Raw genomic sequence first — 24,530 nt, forward strand, 5'->3', positions numbered from 1 at the left:
AACAGCTTTTTAAATTTATTTTTTACTCGTTGCGCAAGGCCTCTACCGGGTTATCCAGGGCGGCTTTTATAGCCTGGAAGCTAATGGTTAAGAAAGCAATTATCAGCGCAGCCCCACCGGCCAAGCCGAATATCCACCAGCTAATAGTAATGCGGTGCGCAAAATCCTGCAGCCACTGTTGCATAAACCACCAGGCTACCGGTGCCGCCACCACAATGGACACCAGAATCAGTTGCAGGAAATTCTTAGAAACAAGCGTTACAATGCTGAGCGTAGTAGCTCCCAGTACCTTGCGGATGCCGATTTCCTTGGTGCGTTGCGTAATGGTAAACGTGGTTAGGCCAAATAATCCCAGACAGGCCAGCAGCACGGTAAGGCCGGTAAATACCCCGAAGATGCTTGCCAGGCGGTCTTCGGCCTGGTACTGGGCGTTAAAAGCATCGTCCAGGAAAGTATAGGTAAACGGGGTGGTCTGGTCGAACTGCTGGTAGGTTTTCGCCATTCTTTCCAGGACGGTGGGCAGGTTGGTACGCGGATTAATGCGCGCGAACAAACACCCGCCTACCGCGCCCCAAGCATTGGCTGTATCGGGGGCCAGTACTAAGCCCAGTGGTTGGGTTTCGTGCACCAGCGAGCCAAAAACAAAATTGTTTACGACGCCGGCAACTTCAAATCCGTCCCCGCCCGGCATGTTTACCAAACTACCCACCGGGTTAGCCGGCAAGCCTAATTTGGCCAGCGCCAGCTCGTTCACCACTATTTTTTGCGGTTGGTTTAATACATCCTGCGATACAGGTGGCACTTTCCACTGGATGCCTAAAGTCGGTACAAAGTTTTTATCCACGGATAAAACGGGCAGCAGAATATCTTCGGTACTGTTTTTTCCTTTGGCTACCCACATGTCGTACCCCTTGTACATGGGGTAACGGGCGGTTGCTACCTGGGCCACGCCGGGCAAAGCGGCTATTTCGCGTTTAAACTGTTGGTAATGGTTGCCGAACATTTCGGTTATCGGGATCATTACCACGTTTTCGCGGTTGATACCGGTTTCGGTGTGCCGGAAATAATACAGCTGCCGGTCGATGACGAGGCCGCAAATCATTAAACCTACCGAGATGCTAAACTGCGCCGTGGTAAACACCTGGCGAACCCGCACTGCCCCAATTTGCTTGCCCATCTTGCCTTTTAAGGTAGCCACCGGCTGGTAACCCGAAAGCACAAAAGCCGGGTAACTGCCGGCCACCAAAATGGTAAAGACCAGCAAGCCAAGCAACAGCAACAACAAGGTAGGGCTGTACAAAAATGCCGTATCAATCTGCAATTGCAGTTTATTTAAAAACCAGGGCGTTAGCAAGTAACAAGCGCCGTAGGCCAGACTAAAAGCCAGCACCGCAAACAACGTAGACTCCACATAGAACTGCGCCATGATAATTTTGCGGTTGGCGCCAAACACCTGCCGCACGCCAATTTCTTTGGCCCGGATGGTAGAACGAGCGGTGGTTAAGCTCATGTAGTTAATAAGGGCCAGCAGCAAAATTAAACCTGCTACCAACGGGAATATTTTAATGTATTTGGAATTGGTAAAATCGCCGAAGTTGGCTTTTAAGTGCAGATCCGGCAGGGCGGTAAAAACAAACTTTTGCACCTGCGCGAATGAGTCTTCCTGCACCAGCCGGCGCATGGTGTTTTGGAGCTGCGTGGTATCGGCGGCTTGCTTCAGCCGGAAATACGTGCGGAAATCCCCGCCCCGCAACTGGGTTGATTTTACTAATTCGGCGGTGGCCGGCATTACTTTTAAGCTGGCCACAGAAGCTACAAAGTCAAAGGTAATGCTGGAGTTGGAGGGTGCCGGGGCGGCTACGCCGGTTACTTGGTAAGTAAACGTGCTGTCAGTTTTAATGCGTAAGGTTTTACCCACCGGGTTGCTGGTGCCAAAATACTTGGTTGCCATTTTCTGGGAAATAACCACCGCTAAAGGTTCCCGCAGCACGGTAGCGGGGTTGCCTTGCTTCAACTCAAAAGTGAAAAAGCGGAAAAAATCGGCGTCGGCGAACAAGAAATTGCTTTCGGTAAAAGTAGCGTTAGCCACCGCCGGATTTTGAATAATAACGCTTTTATGGGGCTGGTGCGTGCGCATATAACCCGTAACCGCGGGGGTACTTTGCTGCACCGCCGGCCCGGTATAATAACTCATGGTCGGGAACTGCACCGACTCGCCACCCCCCATTTTTAACTGTTCGTGCACGGCAAAAGTTTGGTTAGCCTGCGCGTGAAACTGGTCGAAGCTGTGTTCGTGGGCCACGTAAATTAGAATCAGCATGCAAACTGTTAAACCCACCGCCAAGCCGCCCAAGTTAATCAGACTGTAAAGTTTGTGCCGGATTAAATTCCGCCACGCGATTACCAGATAGTTATAGAACATAAATCGTCATTTTTTTAAAAATTTAACTTATTCGTTGCGTAACGCATTTACCGGATTGGCTACTGCGGCTTTGATCGCCTGGAAACTGACGGTAAGCAAAGTAACCAGCAAGGTGGCTGCCCCCGCCAAAGCAAATACTTCCCAGCCAATGGCAATGCGGTACGTAAAATTTTGCAGCCAGTGGTGCAGACCGTACCAGGCCACGGGCCAGGCCAGTAAATTGGCGAGCAAGACTAATTTTAAAAAATCGCGGGAGAGCAGCGCGGTAATGCTGTTTACCGAAGCGCCCAGCACTTTGCGAATGCCAATTTCTTTGGTGCGGGCTTGAATCGTGTACATGGCTAAACCCAGCAAACCCAAACAGCTAATCAGCAACGATAGGCCGGTGGCCCAGTTGAGCAGTTTGGCGGTGCGTTGTTCGGTTTGGTAAAAGCTGGCCACGGCATCGTCTACGAACCGGTAATCGAAATCTTCGCCGGGGTAAATGCGCTGGTAAATCTGCTGCATGCCCGCAATAGCTTGTTGCCAATTATCCGTACCGGGCAAATTGGGTTTTAACCGCACGTGAAAAATATCACCGTTGTTGTTGCCCAACACCACCGGGGTAATCGGGCGGTGCATGGATTCCGCGTGGAAATCCTGCACCACCCCCACAATGGGCAGTTTTTTATCGTTGAAAATAAGACTTTGCCCAATGGCAGCCTCCGGATTTTTAAAGCCCAGGCGGCGCGCGTAGGTTTCGTTAATTAAAAATTCGGTAATGCTGTCGCTGGCCCGCACGTTGCGGCCGGCGCGTAATTTAATTTGATACACCTGCAGGTAATTTGGGTCGCCCCAGCGGATTTGCACCGGATCTTTTAGCTCGGGTTTAGGGGCGTACGTAATTTGCGTAAAAGCCGGGCCTTCTTCGATGGGGGCCAGAAAACCGGTGCTCGCTACTTCTACGGTAGGCAAAGCATTAATTTCGTTTAACATTTGCTGGCGATGGTTTATGCCGTTGTTGCGGGGCAGGTTAAAAGTAAGTACGCCCTCTTTGGTGAAGCCCAGTTCGGTATGCACCGCGTAGTTTAGTTGTTTGCCCACCAGCAAGGTGGCTACCACAAAAACCTGGGCAATGACAAACTGCGATACCGTTAACGTTTGCCGAATCCAAACTTGCCGGGTTTGCGCGCCGGTAACGGTGGCTTGCGCTTTTAACACTTTAACCGGTTCGTAGCCAGATAAAACCAAAGCCGGATACCAACCCGCTAAAAAGCTAACTAATAGCGTTAGCCCGGCTAAAAACAAAAACACACCCGGTTGCCACAACGCCCCGGATTGCAGACCCGGCGGCAAGAAATCGGCGAACAATTGCAGTAAAACGGGCGCTAACCCAAACGAGAGCAAACCCGCCAGACTAGTTAACACCAAGGTTTCGGTGAGGAACTGCGTAATGAGTTGTTGCCGGGAGCTGCCCATGGTTTTACGGATACCAATTTCCTTGGCCCGTTGCGCCGAGTTAGCGGTAGTTAAATTGATAAAGTTGATGCAGGCCAGCGTTAACAAAAAAGCCGCTACGGCCAACAATCCGTACAGTATAAATTTCTGGGCTACTCTTTGGTTAAACCCTGCGTAGTCTTGATTAAAATGCACGTCGGGCAATGGTTGCAAGGCAAAACGCAGGGCGTTACCTGGTTGGCGGTTGGCATTGGGGTGGTACTTGTTTAACAGGGCATTTAACTGCTTCGCCACTGGAGCGGCCGGGTTGTTTGGGGCCAATTTCACGTACACCTGCGAATAAGCCATCCAATCGTTCCAGACGTTCATCATAAAGTTTTCCTGCAGGTGCGTTTCGGCGATGGTTGGGAAGGAGATAAACTCCACGGCATCCAGGGTGGTATTCTGGGGTAAATCCTGTACAATTCCGGCCACCGTAGCCGTAAAATCGCTGTTGTACCGCAGGGTTTTACCAATAATGTCCGCCAGATTTAACGTCGGGAAATACTGTTGGGCGCGGCTTTGAGTGAGCACTACCCGGAAAGGCTGTTGCAGCGCCGTAGCCGGCGAGCCCGCCAGCCATTGGTAAGGCAGCAAACTAAAATACTGTTGATTGGTAAAGATAATACCGGCCTGTTTTTTTAAAATTTTGGCTTGTCCAGTGCTTCCTGGATGGATGGTTACCTTCGCCGTAGCATCGCCCTGAAAATGCATGATTGGCACGGTTAATTCTACTCCGGTTACTTCCACTGGAATAGTCTGGCTTAAAGGAGCCGGCACCCCGGCGCTATGCCCTGCCTCCCCGTTAAATTTTAAATCCAGCACCACCCGGTAAACGCGGTCCTTGTCGGGAAGTTGATCGTAGCTCAGTTCGTGCTGCGTGATTAAAAAAATCAGCAGCGAGGCACTAATGCCGATGGCCAAGCCCAGCACGTTTATCAACGAAAACACCTGGTGTCGCCGTAAATTCCGGAGCGCTATTTTAAAGTGGATGTATTGCATATTTTTAGTCTTTTGAACCTTGATTTATGGGATTAAGGGATTGCCTGGATTGATAAAATTTAAAAAATTGAACTCCCGAAATAAATTGATTTCCTTTTAACACCTTCATCCTGATAATCCCATAATCCTACGAATCAAGGTTCCGACTCACTCGCTGCGTAAGGCATTTACCGGATTGGCTACTGCGGCTTTGATCGCCTGGAAACTAACGGTGATTAAGGCAATGAGCAGGGCCACTACACCGGCTAGCCCAAATACCCACCAGTTAATGTCGATGCGGTAGGCAAAGTCTTGCAGCCAGCGGTGGGTGCCGTACCAGGCAATGGGGCAGGCAATAACAATAGCAATGAGTACCAGCCGGGTGAAATCGCGGGAAAGCAGCAACATGATTTGCGGCACGGAGGCGCCCATTACTTTGCGGATGCCAATTTCGCGGGTGCGCTGCTGCGCCGAGAAAGCCACTAATCCCAGCAAACCCAGGCAGGCAATAAAAATGGCTAAACCCGAGAAAAGGGTAAATACCTGGCTCATCTTCCGCTCTTTCCCGATCATCTGGTCAAACGACTCGTCTAAAAAGTGATAGGTAAAAGGATATTCTGGCGCTAGGGTGCGCCAGGTATTTTCCAGGTCTGCTAGCGTATTGGAGACATTATCCGGGCGAATTCGTACGGTCATCCAGGTGGCGGCGGCCGGGTACACGTGCATCACGAAAGGTTCTATTTTCTGCTGCAAGGATTTAAAATGAAAATCCTTAACTACCCCGATAACTTTACCGGCTTTTACTTTGTCGGGTGCTTCCCATTCGTCCCAGAAAATTTCCTGACCCAGAGCTTGCTCGGGCGTGCCGAGGTTAAATTCTTTTACGGCCGTTTCGTTCAGGATAAAGGCTTGTTGCTCATCGGTTTTAAATTTTTTAAAAAAAGGCCGGCCCGCTACCATTTGCATTTTCATTAGCGGGATGTAGTCGTAATCCACGGTAAACATGCTAATGTGCCGGTTATTCTTGTCGCCGCGCAGCCGAATGGTTTCGCCGGCCGCTATTCCGCCCGGTTCGCCGTACGAAGTAGCCGCCGCTAGCACGTGTGGGTTGCGGAGCAGTTCAATTTTAAATTGTTCCGCGGCCTGAAGCATGCGGGTGCCTTCCATTCGGAAAACCAAAGTTTGCTCTTTATCAAACCCTAAATCTTTGTTTTGGAGGTAATTCAGTTGGCGGTACACGATAGCGGTAGCGGCAATCAGCACCACTGATATTACAAATTGCGCCACTACCAAACCTTGCCGCAACGAAGAAAGCCGGTAGCCCCTGGTGGTAGTATTGCTTTTTAATACCGCAATAGGTCGCAAAGACGACAGGAAAAAAGCCGGATACAAGCCCGCCAGTAAACCCACCGGAATGCTTAGCAAAAGCAACCCAACTATTACCAGCAAATCTTTCGTGAAATGTAATTGCAGCACTTCGCCGGACAACTCATTGAAGAAAGGCAACACTACTCTAACCAGCGGAATAGCTAACGTAAAAGCTATGAAAGTGAGCAAAATAGATTCACCGAGGTATTGGCCAATGAGCTGGCTTTTGTGTGCCCCAATTACTTTCCGTACGCCCACTTCTTTGGCCCGTTTTAATGAACGCGCCGTAGATAAATTCATGAAATTAAAGCAGGCAATTACCAGAATAAATACCGCGATAATGGCAAAGGCGTACACGTAATTGCTGTTGCCCCGGTTGGGCTGGTCGTACTCCAGGTGCGCGGAACGCAGGTAAATAGCTGTTACTGGCTGCAGATGAAAATTAAACCCGATGTCGTCGTCTTGGAGCAAGGGTTGTACCTTATTTTGTATATAATCAGCGAGTTTGGCTTCAAACGCGGGCGCGGAAGTGTTTTCCCGCAAGCGGACGTAAGTATAAAACTGCTGCCAGGTCCAGTCGTTTAACCGTTCCTGGTACATGCTGCGGGCCAGCGCAAAAGAGCCGATAAAATCCGCTTTCAGGTGCGTTGGCGTGGTGGGTTTTGCCAGTACCCCGGTTACAGTAAGTTTTACTTCTTTATCCAGGGACAAAATTTTACCTACTGGGTTTTCGGAGCCGAAGTATTTTTGGGCCGCATCTGCTGAAATCAGCACCGCATCTGGCGTGTGCAAGGCCGTGCGGGCATCGCCGGAACGCAAGGGTAAATTTAAGATTTGGAGCAGGGCGGAATCGGCCAGGTAAAAGTTGTCTTCGTAAAACCGGCGGTTGTCGTGCTCGATTAAAGTGCCGGGTAAAATCAGCAGGCGGGCGGCCTGTGCTACTTCCGGGAAAGTTTTTTGTAAGGTAGGCGCCAGCATGGGCGTGGTAAAGGCCATCCATTTTTGCTGGTCTTTTTTATCTTCGCCCACTATCCGGTAAATATTGTTGGCTCCCCGGTGGTGCGTATCATAACTCAAGGAAGTGCGCACGTACAGGAATATGATTAGGCAGCACGCCATACCAATCGCCAGCCCAGCTATATTTAAAAAAGAGTAAAATTTATGCCGGAACAAGTTCCGGCAGGCGAGTGTCAGGTAGTGGGTAAGCATACTCTTTGGGGTTTAGTCTGAACCTTGATTTATTAGATTTTGGGATTACCGGATGCATTTGTCTGAACCAAGATTTTCAAGATTAAAGGATTTTAGGATTAAACTTTTTCTGCCACGACTTGCCGCGGTTTGTGTCTGCACAGACCGCAACTACAGGAAATGATTTTCAAATCAACCATTAGAGTGTTTTTGTGAAGCCTAAATAATCCGGATAATCCTAAAATCTCATAAATCAAGGTTCCGACATTATTCGCGGCAAAGGATCAAAAAGCCGATTGTGCATACACAAACGGCGGCAGTCCCGATGCTCGTTCCTTCGTCGATAACTTCTGCGTAAGTTCTTCCTCATTGATTTTAAAAAATCCTGTTCATCCTTCAATCCTAATAATCAAAGGTTTAAAAACTACTCACTCCGCAGCGCCTCCACGGGGTTGGCAACGGCGGCTTTGATGGCTTGGAAGCTGACCGTAATCAAGGCAATCAACAAGGCGCCCAAACCGGCTACGGCAAACATCCACCAGCCAATGGGGGTGCGGTATTCAAAATCCTGGAGCCAGCGTTGCATGGCCCACCAGGCTAGCGGCCAGGCCAGCACATTAGCCAATAAAACCAGTTTCAGGAAATCGCGGGATAGCAGCGAAACAATGTTGGGCAACGAGGCCCCTAATACCTTGCGGATACCGATTTCTTTGGTTTTTTGCATTGCTACGAACGATACCAAACCGTACAAACCCAAACAGCCAATGAAAATGGCAATGGCGGCAAAAATTTTAAAAAGTTGGGCTAGTTTGGTTTCGCCTTCGTAGAACTCAGCCAGGCGCTCATCCAGGAAACTGGCCTCGTACACGTACTCCGGAAAAGTCTCGTTCCAGATTTGCTCCACAGTCCGGAGGGTTTCTTTCATGTCCGCATTCGCGGGTTTTAGTTTTAACCCTACCTGCCGGTAGCTGCTTTTGTTTGCGAGAATGGCGGTGGGCGCAATAGGGTCGCGTAGCGATACATTGTGAAAATCTTGTACTACGCCGACTACCGGATAATTGCGGTCGTTGATGCGGATGGTCTGGCCGATGGCATCTTGGGCGTGTTTCACGCCAACTTGGCGGAGTAATTTCTCGTTTACCACTACTTCGCGCGCCGTATCGCTGGGGAAATAAGCTCGGCCCGCCACTAAGCGCAACTGGAACGTAGAAAAATAATCAACGTCGCCGGCTTTTAAGTTAACCGGAAACTGCGCGTCTTCGGTGGCCTTGCCAAACCGGAAATTGGTCATGGAATTACTACCCGACGAAGGCGCCGCAAAATGCAAACTTACTTTTTGTACTGCCGATAAAGCCTGGAACCGGTTTTTTAACGTTTGTAATTTAAATTGGCTCAGGCTGTCCTGGGGTACGCTTACCAGCAAGATGGCTTCCTGGTTATAACCTAAATCTTTTTTGCGTACGTAGTCCATTTGCGTAATGGCAATCAAGGTGGCAATTACGAGTACCTGCGAAATAGAAAACTGCATTACCACCAAAGCTTTGCGCAACGAAATGCCACCCACGGTTTGCAGCGTCATTTTGCTTTTTAAAGCCTGCACCGGCTGAAACCCCGATAAAATTAAGGCCGGATAAAAGCCCGAAAGCACTGTAACCACCAAGATCAAAAAGAGCAGGAAACCGACCATTTCTAAAGATAAAGGCAGCTGAAAATCGTCGGGCAGGTTCGAAATTGACCGCACGAAAGGCAGCACGGCTAGTACCAACAACACAGCTACGGATACCGCCAGTAGCACAATAAAGAAAGTTTCGCCGAGAAACTGCACTATTAAATGTCCCCGGTTACTGCCCAGCACTTTGCGGATGCCGGTTTCTTTAGCCCGGCCAATAGCCTGCGCCGTAGCCAGGTTCACAAAGTTAATGCAGGCAATGATTAGAATAAAAGCGCCAATTAACACCAGCGATAAAACCGTAGTTTTGCTGATGCTGCGGTACGTCATGGAAGGGTAGCGCGTATTAAAATGCAGATCCGATAAAGCTTGCAGTTTGTAGGTGTGGTTCCGGTCGTCGGAATTGTGTTTTTTTAAAAAAGACGCTAATGACCGGTCAAACTGCGTGGGCGATGCCTTGGGCGGAAGTACCAGGTAGCATTGCGTGCTGCTCCAGACACTGCCCCAATTGGTAAATTCATTGGCATCTATAAACTTGCGCAGGGTAGGGAACGAAACGGCTATTTGTATTGGAAAATCGGTATTATCCGGCAGATCTTTTAAAATGCCGTTTACTTGCAGCAATTGCTTGTTATCGAGCTTAATAAACTTGCCCAAAGCTTTTTGCCAGGAGCCAAAATACTTTTCGGCAATAGAGCGGGTGAGGGCAACGGTATTGGGTTCTACTAAAACTTTCTTGGGATCTCCGGCTAGCCACGGGTAATCAAAAATTTGAAAAAACTCGGGTTCTGTAAATAAAAGGCTGTTTTCTTCTCTAAACTTTTTGGTAATAGCACCTTGCTCATCCAGAACCGTGATTTGCGAATTATAGGCTTGAAATGTAGTAGTTACTTTTTCTAGTTGCGGGAAGTCGGTTTTTAAGGCCGGCACAAACGGAAACGGTACGCCCACCTGGTAATCTTTACCGGCTTCGTGGGTAAAATCGTTTACTACCCGGTACGTCCGGTCGCGCTTCTGGTGGAACGTATCAAAACTCAGCTCAAAACGCACGATTAAAAAGATCAGCAAAGCCACCGCTACGCCCACCGACAAGCCGGCAATGTTCAGCAGCGAAAAAGCTTTGTGCCGCAATAAATTTCGGAAAGCAATTTTAAAGTAGTTGAGTAACATAGCCGAAGCGATTTAATAGACCGGTACAAAATACCGCGTAATAAAAATGCCACGATTATAAAACACTGAAATTTAGATTGTTATATAGGTGTAAACTGTTCTTAAATTTAAAAATGTCCGGTTTTGATACAATATATTGTTCGATTCTGAAACAGGCGGGGAGTGGGCTTTAAAGGAGGTTTCTTTTTAGCGTAAAAGGTAAGCAGTGATTAGTGTTCTTGCTATTGCTTTAGCAGGTATTGCGTTTTTGTAATTGACTACAACGTAAGTTTTTATGGTGATTTTATGGTAAGTTCTATTCCTGGTAAGTTGGTCTAATAATCTATCTATTTTCTAACTTTAGACAACTTAGGTAAATATCTTAAAAGTTATCAATATTTTATTATGGAGAATATTCATTATGTAAGAGAACTCGAAGAGGGTAGGCAAAAAATTTATTGTAGTAAAAGAATGTGTCTAATTCCAGATTGTACAAAATATGCAATTAAGAATAGTCATGTGTTACAGAGGAAGAGAATTTTAGAAAAAATTGTTGATGCAACGAACAAATTTTACGTTCTAGAAAAAACTAGCCTTTTTAATAAAGAACACAGAGGATTGCTCATTATTAAAAAAATGGGTATAAAAGAAGCATGCATTTTTCCTGGATTTTGCCAAAGCTGTGACAGAGATTTTTTCTCTGAAATAGAAAATAATAAACTCATATTTCAAAGTAGAAGGCTTAAATCATTATTTGCTTATAGAACTTTATGTTTAGAATTAAGAAGAAAAGAGATTTACTTAGAGCTCGTTCAATTAATAAAAGCAACTAGGAAAAAGCATTTCCCTTTAGTAACAAATTATTTTGACTTAGGACCAGCAGAGCTCGCAATTTCTGATTTGAAGTTTTTTAAAGCTGAATTAGAGTCTGAGTTATTCGAAGACAAGAAAAGGTTCAACCATTTTTACTTAAAACTACCTGAAAGACAATTATGCTTTTCAACAGTAGTTTCTATTTTCGACCAAAATAATCCTCTTACTTTTGAGTACGACAAATATGGTTACACGAGAACAAAGCCCATAGTCATAAGTGTGTTAAATTATTTTCCTTATGAAAATAATTCGTACTTGTTAGCCTCTTTTCACACAAAATACCCATGTAAATGGACTACTAACCTATTAAGTAAAATTAAGGCTAATGAAACTTACGCTGATAAAGAAATTAGTGATATTGTGACGTATAGGAGCGATTTTTGGGCAATATCCCCTGATATTTTCGAGTCTTGGAGTGAAGAAAAGATTAAGGAGTTTAAAGAAGAAACAGACTTAAATGCTGACAATTATTCATTTGAAATCAAAAGTAAGTTTAGTATATGGGAATAAAAAATACTGAGAGCACGGTTTGTCGCGACATGAAAGTGGTATGCAAGCTATTGGTTAATTAGACTTTATTAACATAAATTCAGTCCGAAGATTAATTACTCCGCAGTTTCGCACTTCGTTAAATTACGAATTGTTAGTACTAAGCACAGAATAAAAAAGATTAACGAAAATCGTAAACTTAGTTATGATACAAACAATTAGTGACTATAAGGAGCAAATAAAAAGCCTTTGTGAGCAGCACCGCGTTAGAAGCCTTTTTGCATTTGGCTCTGTCACCAACGACAGGTTTAAAGCCGATAGTGATATTGACTTAGTGGTAGATATTGATGCACCTGATCCTTTAGAATATACGGATCATTACTTTGAACTAAAATTTGAGTTAGAACAAATCCTGCAACGAGAAGTTGATTTACTAGAACAAAAAGCTATTAGAAACCCTTTCCTCAAACAAGAAATTGATCGAACCAAAGTACTTGTTTATGGAAAGTGATATTCAATTATGGTTAGCCGACATTAAAAGGTCTGTAGTAGAAATTTATGATTTCTTACCAGCAGAAAAAGACTTTCACCTGTTCCAGCAAGACCTGAAAACCAGGAAAGCAGTTGAGCGAAATCTGGAAATAATAGGAGAAGCCCTCAATCGAATTTTAAGAATACATCCTGAAATAAATATTACAAATGCCCGAAGAATTGTAAATACAAGAAATAGAATAATCCACTGCTACGATACTGTTTCGGAAGACATCATTTGGGCTATAGTGATTAAAGACCTTCCAAAACTGGAAGAAGAAATAGAAAAGTTGCTTTCGTAAAAACAGGACGCTTCAGGCAACTTTCAAGAGCGAATAAAAAGCTCCCTTAAACTAGCGCCAGTGTTCAGCGTAGCGTCACTGGTGCTTCATGAGCAAAAGGAAGTCTCCTGACTCACGTAAAACAAATTAGCAGATATTGCCGCCAGTCGGGAGACAAGCTTTTGTTATGAAGACACAAGTCTCGCTACGCTACGGCTTGCGCCAAGGTTGTCTTTAAGATTTCAACTTATCATCAAACAGTAGCTAAATGCTACTAACACCAGTTTGGCTGTTGAGGGCCTTCTAAGGTTCCGGTTTTGCGCAGCAAAATTCCTCAGCGGAGCGAGGAAAGGAAGCTTAGACCAGCCCGAAAGAGTCAAACGAGGCCCGCCGGCCAAGAGGCAAACTGGTTACTGTTCAAGCTAGATAGCACCATTACCTAGAAAGATGAAATCTTTCTAAAAGCAAGCAGTGGAAAACTCTTATTCTTAAATTATTCTAAAAGAATTTAGCTTCTAATAGCTTGTTAAAGCAGATGATTAATCCGGACGCCAGCCGGAGTAAAGTCACAGACTTTACATTATAAGTAGACCCAAGTTTTGGAAACTTACGCCAGAAAATAGAAGATGACCATTACTTAAAATCTAAGCGGAGTCTCTAATTCTGTTAAAAAGATGGAAAATCAAAAATAACTGAATCACGAGGAGCCTTTAATCGCATAAATCCTGGTTCGGATATCATTCATTACGCAAAGCTTTCACCGGTTTAGTAAAAGCAGCCCGGATAGATTGATAGCTGATGGTAAGCACCGCAATGCAAACGGCTAGTATCCCGGCAATCAAGAATACATCCCAAGTGATAGAAACGCGGTACTCATAATCTTGCAGCCATTTTTGCATACCGAACCAGGCAATAGGCACTGCCAGGAGTAAGGCAATGAACACTAATTTTAAAAAATTCTGAGTCAGTAACCGGAAAATGTTAAACGTAGAAGCCCCTAGCACCAGCCGGATGCTGATTTCTTTGCTGCGTTGCTCCACCATAAATGCCGATAAAGCAAACAAGCCCAGGCAAGCCACGATTATAGCCAGTATCGCAAAACTGCTAAAGATCTGGCCCATGTGCTGCACGTCTTCGTGCATGCGGGCGTAAGACTCGTCGAGGAAGCTAAACCGGATAGGTTGGTGCGGCGCTACGGTTTTCCAAACGGTGGTTAGGTCTTGCAGCAGGTTAGCCATTTGCGGGGTATTTACTTTTACCGCCACTACCGACGGGCTATTGCCTAACACCAGGCACAAGGGTTCGATATTTTGTTTAAACGTTTCGTAATGAAAGTCTTCAATTACCCCGATGATCGTCCAGGTTTGGCCGCCATTGGTAATGCGTTGACCAATGGGTTGTGCAAAATTAAATTTTTGAATTAGCGCTTGGTTTACTACTACGGCTTGGGCGTCGGAGGCCAGGTCGCGGGAGAAATCCTGTCCAGCGGTAATTTTCATGCCCAGGGTTTTCACGTAATCCTGGTCTACTTCCCAAATCTGACCATTAATAGAACTTTCTTCGGTAACTTTTCCCTCTTTCCAGAAAGAGTTGCCATTGCGTTTGGTATCTTTCACGGGCAGGTAATCGCTTACGCTCACACTTTTTACCTCAGGTAAGCGCAGGAGTTCGGTTTTTAAAGTTTTTATCTTATTGCCTAACGTATTGGTGCCTTGCAGTAAAATCACTTGGTCTTTCTCAAAGCCAATTTCTTTATTCAGAATATAATTCATTTGCCGGTAGATGATAAAAGTACCGACAATTAGAACAATAGAAGTAGTAAATTGAAAAACCACTAATAAACCGCGGGTGCCGGAGCTTTTGCTACCGCGGCTGACAGCACCTTTTAATACGCTAACCGGTTGAAAAGCCGACAAGTAAAATGCCGGATACAATCCTGCCACTACACCTACAACCACAGCCGCAGAAAGTAAAGTAGGCAGCAGCCACCAGGCCTGCCACGGAATAACCAGCGCTTTAGCGGCTAGTTGGTTAAAATAAGGCAGTAAAAGCCAGGCCAGGATAAGCCCAACAGCAAAAGAAATAACGCTGTATAAAAGCGACTCGGTTAAGAATTGTTTAACTAAACTGCTACGGTAAGAGCCTAACACTTTGCGTAAGCCTACTTCTTTGGCCCGGTTGGCCGATTTAGCCGTAGACAGGTTAATGAAGTTAATGCAGGCAATTATTAAAATAAAGGCCGCAATAGCGCCAAACAAATACACAAACCGAATATCGCCGTACTTAGACCAGGTGTCCCGGATGCCGTTGGAGTACAGGTGAATATCCAGAAGCGGCTGCAGCTTAAACGTAATATTTTTAACAATGTTTGCCGCCTCTACGTTACCATTCGCCACCATTTGCGGCACCATGTTTTTCTCAATAACGGAGATTAATTTTTTCGTTAATTGCTTGGCATCTGCTCCTGGCCGCAGCAATACATAAGTCAGGTAATTGGTGTTTTGCCAATTGGTTTGTTCGCCCGGGAAAAATTCCAGCCCGGTTAAAGTAAGTAAAAAATCGTACTGCAGGTGCGAGGTAGCCGGCATGTCGGCCATTACGCCGCCAATTTTGTAAGGCTTTTCGGTGTTGTCGTTAATGATTAAAGTTTTGCCAACCGGGTTTTCGTTCGGGAAAAATTTATCGGCTTTTGTTTTAGAGATAACAATGGTGTTAGGTTCCGCGAGAGCGTGCTGCCGGTCGCCGTATACCATGGGCAGTTGCAGCAAATCTATTAAATCCTGATCGACAAAGGCTACGTGTTCTTCGTAGGAGTTTTCCAGCCTATCGCTGCGCCTAATTTGGGCGTTGCCGGCCCCAAAAAGTTCGCTGGCAATTAAGCGACCTGCTTTTTCAATTTCCGGGAAATCGGCTTTTAACGCTTTGGCAAAGGGAGCCTGAAAATGAACACTTTTTATAATCTCACCCTGGTTGTTAAAATCTATTGCCACCCGGTAAATGCGCTCCGCATGCGGCACGTGGCGGTCGTAGCGCAGCTCGTCGCGGATGTATAAAGAAATTAAAAAACAGGCCGCAATGCCTAACGCAAAGCCGCCCACTTTAATGGCCGCATACATTTTTTGCTTCGTTAAAGAACGCCAGGCAATTTTAAAATAGTTTTTTAACATAACCGTACTTACAAAAATTTAAAAATCTACTGTTCCTACTCGTCGCGTAGGGCATTTACCGGGTTAGCCACCGCTACTTTTAAAGCCTGGAAACTTACCGTTACAATCGCAATGAGCAAGGCCATAACGCCGGCTACAATAAATATCAGCGCGCTGAGTTCTACGCGGTAGGTAAAATCCTGCAACCATTTGTGCATGGCCCACCAGGCTAATGGCCAGGCCAGAATATTGGCCAGCAATACTAATTTTAAAAAATCCTGAGAGAGCAAAGTCACCACGTTGCTCACCGAAGCGCCCAATACTTTGCGGATGCCAATTTCTTTGCGGCGTTGCTGGGTGGTGTAAGAAGCCAAACCTAATAAACCGAGGCAAGCAATAGAAATAGCCAGTACGGAGAATACTGCCAGTATTTGCGCCTGCTTTTGTTCGCTCTTATACAACTTGCCAAACGACTCGTCGAGGAACGTATATTGAAACGGATATTTTGGTGCGGTTTGATTGAACACTTTTTCGATGGCCGCCAGGCTGGATTTTGGGTTGCCCGCGGCTAGCCGGATAGCCACCAAGCGGCGATCGGGGCGCATAGCTATTACCAGGGGTTCAATGGTTTCTTTCAGCGAAGAAAAATGAAAATCCTGCACTACCCCAGTTACTTTGCGGCGACGTGGCGCTTGTTGTTCAGCCCAATGGCTGGGATCCACAAATTCTTTCCCGATAGCTTCCTGCGGCGTCCAGCCTAAGTTTTTAACCGCGGTTTCGTTCAGTAAAATGGCCGCTACCGAATCCGTAGCAAAAGATTTTGAAAAATTACGGCCTGCTATTAGTTTAATGCCGAGCGTTGGCAAATAATTTTCATCGGAAAAAGCCGTCCGGAAACTCCAGGTCTCGTTGGGTTTATCGATTACGTTAAATACATACCTATCGTGGAAACCACCCGGTTCCCCCGACATTACCGATACCGATTGAACATCCGGCAGTTGCTGTAAACGATTAATAAAAGCGCGGCTCCGGCTGTAAATTTCTTCGTTATCCAACGGTATGGTAATCACATGTTCTTTACTGAACCCTAAATTTTTGTTCTGCACGTAATCCATCTGCCGGAAAATAACTACGGTGCCAATCATCAGAAAAATTGACAGGCTAAACTGCGATACTACCAAGGCTTTCCGTAGTAACGGATGACCCGCACTGGAAGCAAGTCGCCCGCGTAAAACTTTTACCGGCTCAAACGACGATAAAAAGAAAGCCGGATAACTGCCCGCCAGCAAACCCACTCCCAGGGCAACGCCCACTAAAAACACGTATAACCAAGGATTAGTAAAAGGAATAGCTAAGTGCTTTTCGGCGAATGTGTTAAAATAAGGTAATATTAAGATAATTAAACCCAGCGATAAAGCTACCGCGATAAACGTGAGCAAGGTAGATTCGCTTAAAAACTGGCTGATTAAATGTTGCTTGTATGCGCCCAAAACCTTGCGCACGCCCACTTCTTTCGCGCGGCCAGCCGAACGGGCTGAAGCCAGATTCATAAAATTAATGCAGGCAATGAGCAAGATAAAAACGGCAATCGCCGAAAAAATATACACGTTGCTTTTATTACCCTGCTCCGCAAAATCGAACTGCGTGTTGGTATCCAGGTGAATGGCGTGGAGCGGTTGTAGTTCCAGGGTCATATTCTGCCCTTCTTTTTTAGTTTCGGAGCCCCGGTGTTTCTCCATGAAAGCGGGGAATTGTGCGAGCAGGTTTTCGGGATTGGTTTTCTCTTCCAGCAGCACGTAGGTAAACATCGAATTATTATTCCAGCGCTGGAACCACTCCTGGCTTTCGTAATCTTTAATCGAAAATACAAAATCAAATTTCAGATGCGAGTTATCGGGCACGTTGGCCACTACCCCAGCTACTTTGCACGTTTGGTTTTTATCCAGGGTCAGGAGTTTGCCCATCGGGTTTTCGGAACCGAAATACTTTTGAGCAATGGCTTGGCTGATGACTACATTATCCGGGTCGGCAAGGGCCTGGCGCGGATCGCCTTGCACCAGCGGAAAAGAAAACATTGTTAGAAATTCAGGATCCGTAATAAATACCCGTTCTTCTTTAAAAGTTTTGTCCTGGTACGAAAACAAGGCATTCGTGGACATTACCCGTACGGCTGCTTTTACATCGCTGGGAAAATCAGTGAGCAGCGCCGGCGCATATGGCCCCGACACGTACGGTATCTTGGTCTTATCGCCGTTCATGTTACCAACCCGCAGCACCCGGTAAATGCGGTCGCCCTGCGCGTGGAATTTATCGTAACTCAACTCGTTCTGCACAAATAAAAATATCAGCAAACAACAGGTTATACCCAGCGTTAGCCCGACTACGTTGATGGCGGTATAAAACTTCTGCCGCAGCAAATTCCGGTAAGCAAGTTTTAAGTAGTTGTAAAGCATGAGATGGATTGTTAATTTTTTAAATTTTTCTAATTTTAGTAAGTCGGTTACTGATTTCATTACACTGGCGTCCGTGTTTCGCGTAGTGGCACTGGTGGCTTTTTGACAAGAAGTTAGTCTCCTGCCTGGCATATCTGCTTTTGTAATTGGTTTCTTTTAATTCTTTGGAGTCTTTTCAAGTCTCCAGGCTCTTTCTCTGGTGCAAGTTTTTAAACTTGTACCTACCAATAAGGTAAAGTCTGTAACTTTACTCCGGCTTTAGCCGGAACCTTGATCTGCTTATTATAAGCTGCTAAAAAGTAAATTTTTAAAAATTTAGTATTCTACTGTACTTACTTGGAGCCTGTTCCAGCCTCCATTTACTGGTGCTATCTAACTGGCTAACTACAAGTTTTGCCTCGTGGCCGGCGGGCCTCGTTTGGCTCTCTCGCACGGGCTAGCCTTCCTTTCCTCGACTCCGTCTGCGGAATTTTGCTGCGCAAAACCGGAACCCTAGCAGGTGCTCAATAGCCAAACTGGTGTCATTTGCTTTTAGCTTCTGTCTGATGCTTGACTACCATTTTTCTTGTTTTTCTAGCTGACATCTGTGTATATTTCATTGCTAGTGCCTTTTCGCAGTTATTGTTTTTCAGATTTATCTTGTCAAATCAAACCAATCTAGTCTAATCAGTTGCAGAAAGTCCCCCTTTGGAGGGGGTAGGGGGAGGATAAACAGTATCAGATTAGTGACCACAATCATTCCTTGCCTTCTCAATCCTCAATCACCCACTTAAATAATTGTCGTTTTCCCCTCTAAGACTTGCGCAAGTTCCATCAAATCTAATAACATCTGAATCCAGGTAATCCTCTAATCCTATAAATCAAAGTTCCGGCCTACTCGCTGCGCAGGGAGTTTACCGGGTTGGCGACGGCACTGCGTACAGCCTGGAAGCTTACTGTTATAAGCGCAATGCCCAAAGTAGCTACCCCGGCCAAGGCAAAAATCCACCAGCCTAAATCGGCGCGGAATGCAAAGTTTTGCAGCCATTTATTCATGGCCCACCAGGCGAGCGGCCAGGCCAACACATTGGCTAGTAACACTAATTTTAAAAAATCACGGGAGAGCAAGGCCACAATGTTAAATACGGAGGCTCCCAGCACTTTGCGCACGCCTATTTCTTTGGTGCGCTGCTCAGCGGTAAATAAAGCCAAGCCAAATAAGCCTAAACAAGAAATAAAAATAGCCAAGCCCGCAAAACAGTTAATCAGGGTGCCAATAGTTATTTCGCTCCGGTATTGTTGTTCAAAAACTTCGTCCAGAAACTTGTACTCGAACGGGTAACCCGGATTATAGGTGCGCATGGCTTTTTCCAGACTGGCCAAGGCTTCTTTGGTTTTGCCGGGTTCGGTGCGTACCAGCAAAATGCCTTCGCCGCGGGGTTTTGGTAACGGCAGCATAATCAAGGGCTTAATGGGTTCGTGCAGCGATTGCATATGAAAGTTTTTCGTAACGCCAATTATTTTCCCTTTGCCATTCCAGAACGATACGGTTTGCCCTACCGGGTTTTGCAGGCCCATAATGTCGGCGGCGGCTTCGTTTATAATGTAAGTGCTGCTGTCACTAGCAAAATCATAGGAAAAAGACCGGCCTTCTTTTAATGGAATATTCATGGTTCTGAAGTAGTCGTAATCCACAAATACGCCGGAAACAGAAGAAGCTTCTTTTTCGGATTTGCCGGGCCATTGCAAGTCTGCCGACGTGTTATTAATATCCAGGGGAAGGTTGCTAGTGGCCGTAACCCATTTAATACCCGGGGTTTGTAATATTTCGTTTTTAAAAGCTTTTATATTTTTATCGAGATTGCCCTCTACGCCAATAGAAATTACATTTTCCCGATCAAAACCTAAGTTACTGTTCTGAATAAAGGAAATCTGGCGGTGAATAACCAGGGTGCCTACAATCAGAACAAGCGACAAGGTAAATTGAAAAACGACCAGGCCTTTGCGCAACAGCAACGATTTAAAACCAAACTTAATGCTGCCTTTCAATACTTTTACTGGCTCCAGCGACGATAAAAACAAGGCCGGATAACTGCCCGCAACAAGGCCGGTAATTACGGCAATGCTTATTAAGGATAAGGAGAACAAAGGGCTGGAATAATCGATAGCAATGGTTTTGCCGGTAACCTGGTTAAAAACAGGCAACAATAAAATTACCCCTATCACCGAGAGAAGTACCGCCAGTAAAGCTGTGAGCAAAGCCTCGCCCATAAATTGCCCCACCAGCAACGATCGGGCTGCTCCGATTACTTTCCGGATGCCTACTTCTTTCGAGCGTTTGGCGGAGCGGGCCGTAGCCAGGTTCATAAAATTAATGCAGGCAATCAGTAAAATAAATACGGCTACCACGGTAAACAAGCGCACGTACGCAATGCGGCCGCCATCGGGTTTACCGGCTTTGTAGGCGTATAAATGCATATCCGCCAGGGGTTGCAGGAAAAAATCAGCTTTTTGTTCCGGATGATTTTGCGGCATGTATTTCCGGATTTGCCCATCTACTTTGGCAAAATCCGCATCGGGCCGCAGTTGCAGAAAGGTGTTAAAACTAAAGTTACCCCAGGTTTTTGCCCAATCATTCTTTTTAATAAAAATTTCTAGTGGCAACACAAAATCAAACTGCAAAGAAGAGTTCTTGGGCATATCCTGCATTACACCGGTTACCCGCACATTGCTCTGATCTTTGATGTGAATAATTTGCCCGAGCGCCGGCTGGTTCCCGAAATACTTGCGCGCTAAAGATTGAGAGATCACCACCGCATCCGGGGCAGTTAAGGCAGTTTTGGGGTCCCCTTCTACCAGCGGAAAAGAGAACATCTGAAATAGCTCAGGACCAACAAACCGGCCTTTGGTTTCTTTGTTGATTTTGCCATTTGCTTCGAATAACACGCCCAGATCCCATTCGGTCATCTGTACCACGTGGGTAATTTCCGGAATTTCTTTGCGCAATGCATCGGCTAAGGGTTGCGGCGAATTGGCGCCAGTCTGGATTTCGCCCCAATTTAAATTAGCCATAATCCGGTACAAGTGCGGTCCATTTTTGTGGAACCGGTTATAGCTTAATTCGTCCTGCACCCACAGCATAATTAAAATACTACAGGTCATTCCCAAAGCCAAGCCCATAATGTTTATAAAAGAAAAAGCTTTATGGCGGAGCAGGTTTCGCAACGCAATTTTCAGATAGTTCTGGAGCATATCCGCGGAATATAAAATTTAAAAAAATTCGCAATTCTAAAATTTAGAAGGCTACTGCCCAGGAGCATCTGGCAAATAGTAACTCCTCCCGATAATATTAAAATAAGAAAGATGCCATTGTCGTAAATTATTGATTATGAGTAATGTTATGCGATTAAAGTGGGCCGTTTTTTTTAAATTTTGTCCGATTTTGATACAGTTTTTGTCCGTTTTTAGCACAAGTTTTTTAAGCTTTCCCGGGTAAGCCCGTTTTTATTAAACTCATCAAGATAAAGTAAAACGCTTAAAATGAATGACTATCAGAACTACTTGTTGCCTTTTAAGCGAACTTCCTCATTTTGGCTACACATCCCCGCAATTAGCCTACAGGTAAAAAAGCGTGGCGGCCGATCTTTGTTGTATCAATAATCTAAAAACAACAAAGATGAAAAAAGCCTTAATTACCGGCGCTAATAAAAGCATCGGCTTTGAAACTGCCCGCCAACTATTGCAAAACAACTATTACGTGTACCTCGGAAGCCGCAATTTACAAAACGGACAAGCCGCCGCAGAAAAACTAAAAGCCGAAGGTTTTACGCAAGTAGAGCCGGTGCAAATAGACGTGAGTAATCCGGAATCGGTAAAAGCCGCCCGGGTGGAGTTAGGCCGGAAAACAAATGTTCTGGATGCCTTAATCAACAATGCCGGCGTGCTCGGGGCCGTGCCCCAAAATGCTTTGGATTTGGACGTAGATACAATGCACGAGGTATTTAATACCAACCTCTACGGCGTTATCCGGGTAACCCAGGCCTTTATTGATTTGTTGCAGAAAGCAGAGCAGCCCCGCATTGTGATGGTTACTTCTTTATCCGCTTCTATGGTTTTAAACAACGACCCTACCTGGAAGTATTATCATCATAAAGCAGCGGTATACCAGCCTTCCAAAGCCGCTCTGAACATGTATACCATCGATCTGGCCTACGAACTGCGCGATACGCCGTTTAAAGTAAATGCCGTTGATCCGGGCTTTGTAGCCACCGACTTTAACCACCACCGCGGCACCGGCACCGCCCAGGAAGCCGGATCGCGCATTGCCAAATACGCCATGATCGGGACCGATGGACCCACCGGCAAGTTTATTAGCGAAGAACAAAACCCCGAAACCGGCGAAATTCCCTGGTAAGCTAAAGCAAGCAGAAATTTTTAAATTTACCCCATGAAAAAGGAAGAGCAGTTACCGCGCCGCTTTACATCATTAACCGACTTCCACCGGGTGTTTGGGCTACCCAAGCCCCTGCACCCGCTGGGTAGTTTTATTGATATTAATGATATAAATATTCTTCGCGACGAATTAACCAGTATGTTTCTGCTGGATTTTTACAAAATAGCTTACAAAACCAACGTGTGCGGCAAAGCGAAATACGGGCAAAATTATTACGATTTTGGCGAAGGTGGTTTGGTGTTTTCGGCGCCCAATCAACTGTTTGAATCGCCGCCCGATAAGGCAGTTTCCGGTTACATATTACTCTTTCACCCAGATTTTTTGTTGTCTTATTCTTTGGCCCGGAAAATTAAGCAATACGGTTATTTTTCGTACGCGGCCAACGAAGCCTTACACCTCTCGGATCAGGAAAAAGAAACCATTCTGGCCATTTTTAAAATAATTGACGAAGAGCTAAAAAGCCGGATCGATGATTTTAGCCACGATGTTATTATTTCGCAGTTGGAGTTATTACTGAACTACTGCAACCGGTTCTACAAACGCCAGTTTATTACCCGCAAAGCTGTGAACAACGACATGTTGCAAAAGCTGGAAGAGTTGCTGGATAATTATTTTAACCACAAGAAAACCCTGGAGCAAGGTCTGCCTTCGGTGCAGTACCTGGCCAGTCATTTAAACGTATCGCCAAGTTATTTAAGCGATATGCTGCGCGCCTTAACCGGACAGAACGCCCAGCAGCACATCCATCAGAAGCTCATCGAAAAAGCCAAAGAAAAGCTGTCTACCACCGAACATACGGTCAGCGAAATTGCCTATGCTCTGGGTTTTGAGCATCCGCAGTCGTTTAGTAAACTGTTTAAAACTAAGACCCAACTCTCGCCCCTGGAATTCCGGCAATCGTTTAACTAAAAGCCAGGTGTTTTTAAATTTCGGGTAAAGTGCTGCTCTGGTAAAATGAGTGGTACAAAACTGGTCAAACTCAAATCGGCTACAACAAGGCGCGTTTTGGCTACGGGTGTTTTTGGTTGATTGCGGAATTTTGCAACAACCAAAATTTAAAAAATATGAACATAGTAATCACGGGTTCTCTGGGGAACATTGGTAAACCACTCACCCAGGCATTAGTGGCCCAAGGCCACGCTGTAACCGTAATCAGCAGTAAACCCGAAAGACAACCGCACATAGAAGCTCTAGGTGCCCAATCTGCCATCGGCACCATGCAGGATGTTGCTTTTTTAACCGCTACGTTTACTGGCGCCGATGTGGTATACCTGATCGAAACCTGGGAAGGCATCGGGAGTTTGCTGGACCAGAACGTAGACTTTGCTGCCGGCATGCGCCAGATTGGCCTGAATTACAAACAAGCCGTAGAACAATCCGGGGTTAAAAAAGTAGTGCACCTCAGCAGCGTGGGGGCGCACAGCGCTACAGGCTACGGTTCGCTGGCCGTACACTACGAGGTTGAGCAAATCTTGCAACAGTTACCCGAGGAGGTAGCCATTAAGTTTATGCGCCCGGTAGGCTTTTACACGAATCTGTACCGTTCCCTGGCAACCATTAAAGCGCAGGGTGCGATTATTTCTAATTATGGTGGCAACAAAAAAGAACCTTGGGTGTCGCCGTTGGATATTGCCCAGGTAATTGCCGCGGAAATGGAAAAGCCTTTTGTTGGACGGACGGTTCACTATATTGCCAGCGACGAAATTTCGCCCAACAAAATAGCCCAGGTACTGGGCGAAGCCATCGGCCAGCCTGATTTACAATGGCTTGTTATACCGGATGAACAATTACTAAGTGGCATGTTAAGTGCCGGCGTAAATGCAAAAATTGCGCACGGCATAGTAGAGATGCAGGCCAGTCAGCGCAGCGGGTTGCTTTTCGAAGATTATTACCGCCACCAACCTGCTTTGGGTAAAGTAAAGTTTGCCGAGTTTGCCCGGGAGTTTGCCCAAGCTTACCACGAAAAGTAAAATTTTAAAATTTCTATTTCCAGGTTAATAGTTTTTAAGTTAGCGATAAGAGTGGCCTTAAACACCCTTATCGCTAACTTTTTATATGCTTCGTAATTTAAT

The 24,530-nt window shown here is 45.7% G+C and carries 13 protein-coding genes; 6 read left to right on the forward strand and 7 right to left on the reverse strand.

Features of this window, described 5'->3' with window-relative positions:
- Positions 1 to 22 precede the first annotated feature (22 nt).
- From HUW51_RS08925 to HUW51_RS08940, 4 genes are all read right to left on the reverse strand, one after another.
- A complete protein-coding gene (locus HUW51_RS08925; RefSeq protein ID WP_185273626.1) occupies positions 23 to 2,422 on the reverse strand; it encodes an ABC transporter permease in 2,400 nt (799 codons plus the stop codon).
- A 27-nt stretch (positions 2,423 to 2,449) separates the two neighbouring features.
- Positions 2,450 to 4,900 (reverse strand): ABC transporter permease, encoded by a 2,451-nt coding sequence (locus tag HUW51_RS08930; RefSeq protein ID WP_185273627.1) that lies wholly within the window; start codon positions 4,898 to 4,900, stop codon positions 2,450 to 2,452.
- Positions 4,901 to 5,047: 147 nt separating this feature from the next.
- The gene (locus HUW51_RS08935; RefSeq protein ID WP_185273628.1) at positions 5,048 to 7,456 is read right to left on the reverse strand and encodes an ABC transporter permease; all 2,409 of its coding nucleotides are present in this window, start codon (positions 7,454 to 7,456) and stop codon (positions 5,048 to 5,050) included.
- A gap of 403 nt (positions 7,457 to 7,859) precedes the next feature.
- Positions 7,860 to 10,274 (reverse strand): ABC transporter permease, encoded by a 2,415-nt coding sequence (locus tag HUW51_RS08940; protein WP_185273629.1) that lies wholly within the window; start codon positions 10,272 to 10,274, stop codon positions 7,860 to 7,862.
- Positions 10,275 to 10,658: 384 nt separating this feature from the next.
- On the opposite strand from HUW51_RS08940, the gene HUW51_RS08945 reads away from it, so the two are divergent.
- From HUW51_RS08945 to HUW51_RS08955, 3 genes are all read left to right on the forward strand, one after another.
- Positions 10,659 to 11,636: a hypothetical protein gene (locus tag HUW51_RS08945; RefSeq protein WP_185273630.1), complete on the forward strand. Its 978-nt coding sequence runs from the start codon at positions 10,659 to 10,661 to the stop codon at positions 11,634 to 11,636.
- 184 nt (positions 11,637 to 11,820) lie between these two features.
- The gene (locus HUW51_RS08950; protein ID WP_185273631.1) at positions 11,821 to 12,126 is read left to right on the forward strand and encodes a nucleotidyltransferase family protein; all 306 of its coding nucleotides are present in this window, start codon (positions 11,821 to 11,823) and stop codon (positions 12,124 to 12,126) included.
- Entirely contained in the window at positions 12,116 to 12,448 is a 333-nt protein-coding gene (locus HUW51_RS08955; protein WP_185273632.1) for a HepT-like ribonuclease domain-containing protein, read from the forward strand. The genes HUW51_RS08950 and HUW51_RS08955 overlap by 11 nt, the downstream gene beginning before the upstream one ends.
- A gap of 716 nt (positions 12,449 to 13,164) precedes the next feature.
- Here HUW51_RS08955 and HUW51_RS08960 read toward each other — a convergent pair.
- The 3 genes from HUW51_RS08960 to HUW51_RS08970 all read right to left on the reverse strand — a co-directional run bounded on the left by HUW51_RS08960 (position 13,165) and on the right by HUW51_RS08970 (position 21,257).
- Positions 13,165 to 15,594 carry an ABC transporter permease gene (locus HUW51_RS08960; protein ID WP_185273633.1) on the reverse strand — a complete coding sequence of 810 codons (2,430 nt, stop codon included), beginning with the start codon at positions 15,592 to 15,594 and terminating at the stop codon, positions 13,165 to 13,167.
- 35 nt (positions 15,595 to 15,629) lie between these two features.
- Positions 15,630 to 18,026, reverse strand: coding sequence for an ABC transporter permease (locus HUW51_RS08965; protein WP_185273634.1), 2,397 nt, complete (start codon positions 18,024 to 18,026; stop codon positions 15,630 to 15,632).
- Positions 18,027 to 18,899: 873 nt separating this feature from the next.
- On the reverse strand, positions 18,900 to 21,257 hold the full coding sequence (locus tag HUW51_RS08970) for an ABC transporter permease (protein ID WP_185273635.1): 2,358 nt from the start codon (positions 21,255 to 21,257) through the stop codon (positions 18,900 to 18,902).
- Between the two features lie 424 nt (positions 21,258 to 21,681).
- Between HUW51_RS08970 and HUW51_RS08975 the strand changes: the two genes are divergently transcribed.
- From HUW51_RS08975 to HUW51_RS08985, 3 genes are all read left to right on the forward strand, one after another.
- On the forward strand, positions 21,682 to 22,419 hold the full coding sequence (locus tag HUW51_RS08975; protein ID WP_185273636.1) for an SDR family NAD(P)-dependent oxidoreductase: 738 nt from the start codon (positions 21,682 to 21,684) through the stop codon (positions 22,417 to 22,419).
- Positions 22,420 to 22,452: 33 nt separating this feature from the next.
- Positions 22,453 to 23,367 carry a helix-turn-helix domain-containing protein gene (locus HUW51_RS08980; RefSeq protein ID WP_185273637.1) on the forward strand — a complete coding sequence of 305 codons (915 nt, stop codon included), beginning with the start codon at positions 22,453 to 22,455 and terminating at the stop codon, positions 23,365 to 23,367.
- A 155-nt stretch (positions 23,368 to 23,522) separates the two neighbouring features.
- Positions 23,523 to 24,428: an NmrA family NAD(P)-binding protein gene (locus HUW51_RS08985; protein ID WP_185273638.1), complete on the forward strand. Its 906-nt coding sequence runs from the start codon at positions 23,523 to 23,525 to the stop codon at positions 24,426 to 24,428.
- Positions 24,429 to 24,530 lie beyond the last annotated feature (102 nt).

Source organism: Adhaeribacter swui, from assembly GCF_014217805.1.
Lineage (GTDB): Bacteria > Bacteroidota > Bacteroidia > Cytophagales > Hymenobacteraceae > Adhaeribacter > Adhaeribacter swui.

What these genes read in the sequence shown, in the direction of transcription:
- HUW51_RS08960 (WP_185273633.1), bottom strand. Translation starts at nt 15,594, where the DNA reads ATGTTAAAAAACTATTTTAAAATTGCCTGGCGTTCTTTAACGAAGCAA.
- HUW51_RS08970 (WP_185273635.1), bottom strand. Translation starts at nt 21,257, where the DNA reads ATGCTCCAGAACTATCTGAAAATTGCGTTGCGAAACCTGCTCCGCCAT.
- HUW51_RS08955 (WP_185273632.1), top strand. Translation starts at nt 12,116, where the DNA reads ATGGAAAGTGATATTCAATTATGGTTAGCCGACATTAAAAGGTCTGTA.
- HUW51_RS08935 (WP_185273628.1), bottom strand. Translation starts at nt 7,456, where the DNA reads ATGCTTACCCACTACCTGACACTCGCCTGCCGGAACTTGTTCCGGCAT.
- HUW51_RS08975 (WP_185273636.1), top strand. Translation starts at nt 21,682, where the DNA reads ATGAAAAAAGCCTTAATTACCGGCGCTAATAAAAGCATCGGCTTTGAA.
- HUW51_RS08980 (WP_185273637.1), top strand. Translation starts at nt 22,453, where the DNA reads ATGAAAAAGGAAGAGCAGTTACCGCGCCGCTTTACATCATTAACCGAC.
- HUW51_RS08965 (WP_185273634.1), bottom strand. Translation starts at nt 18,026, where the DNA reads ATGCTTTACAACTACTTAAAACTTGCTTACCGGAATTTGCTGCGGCAG.
- HUW51_RS08925 (WP_185273626.1), bottom strand. Translation starts at nt 2,422, where the DNA reads ATGTTCTATAACTATCTGGTAATCGCGTGGCGGAATTTAATCCGGCAC.
- HUW51_RS08930 (WP_185273627.1), bottom strand. Translation starts at nt 4,900, where the DNA reads ATGCAATACATCCACTTTAAAATAGCGCTCCGGAATTTACGGCGACAC.
- HUW51_RS08950 (WP_185273631.1), top strand. Translation starts at nt 11,821, where the DNA reads ATGATACAAACAATTAGTGACTATAAGGAGCAAATAAAAAGCCTTTGT.
- HUW51_RS08985 (WP_185273638.1), top strand. Translation starts at nt 23,523, where the DNA reads ATGAACATAGTAATCACGGGTTCTCTGGGGAACATTGGTAAACCACTC.
- HUW51_RS08945 (WP_185273630.1), top strand. Translation starts at nt 10,659, where the DNA reads ATGGAGAATATTCATTATGTAAGAGAACTCGAAGAGGGTAGGCAAAAA.
- HUW51_RS08940 (WP_185273629.1), bottom strand. Translation starts at nt 10,274, where the DNA reads ATGTTACTCAACTACTTTAAAATTGCTTTCCGAAATTTATTGCGGCAC.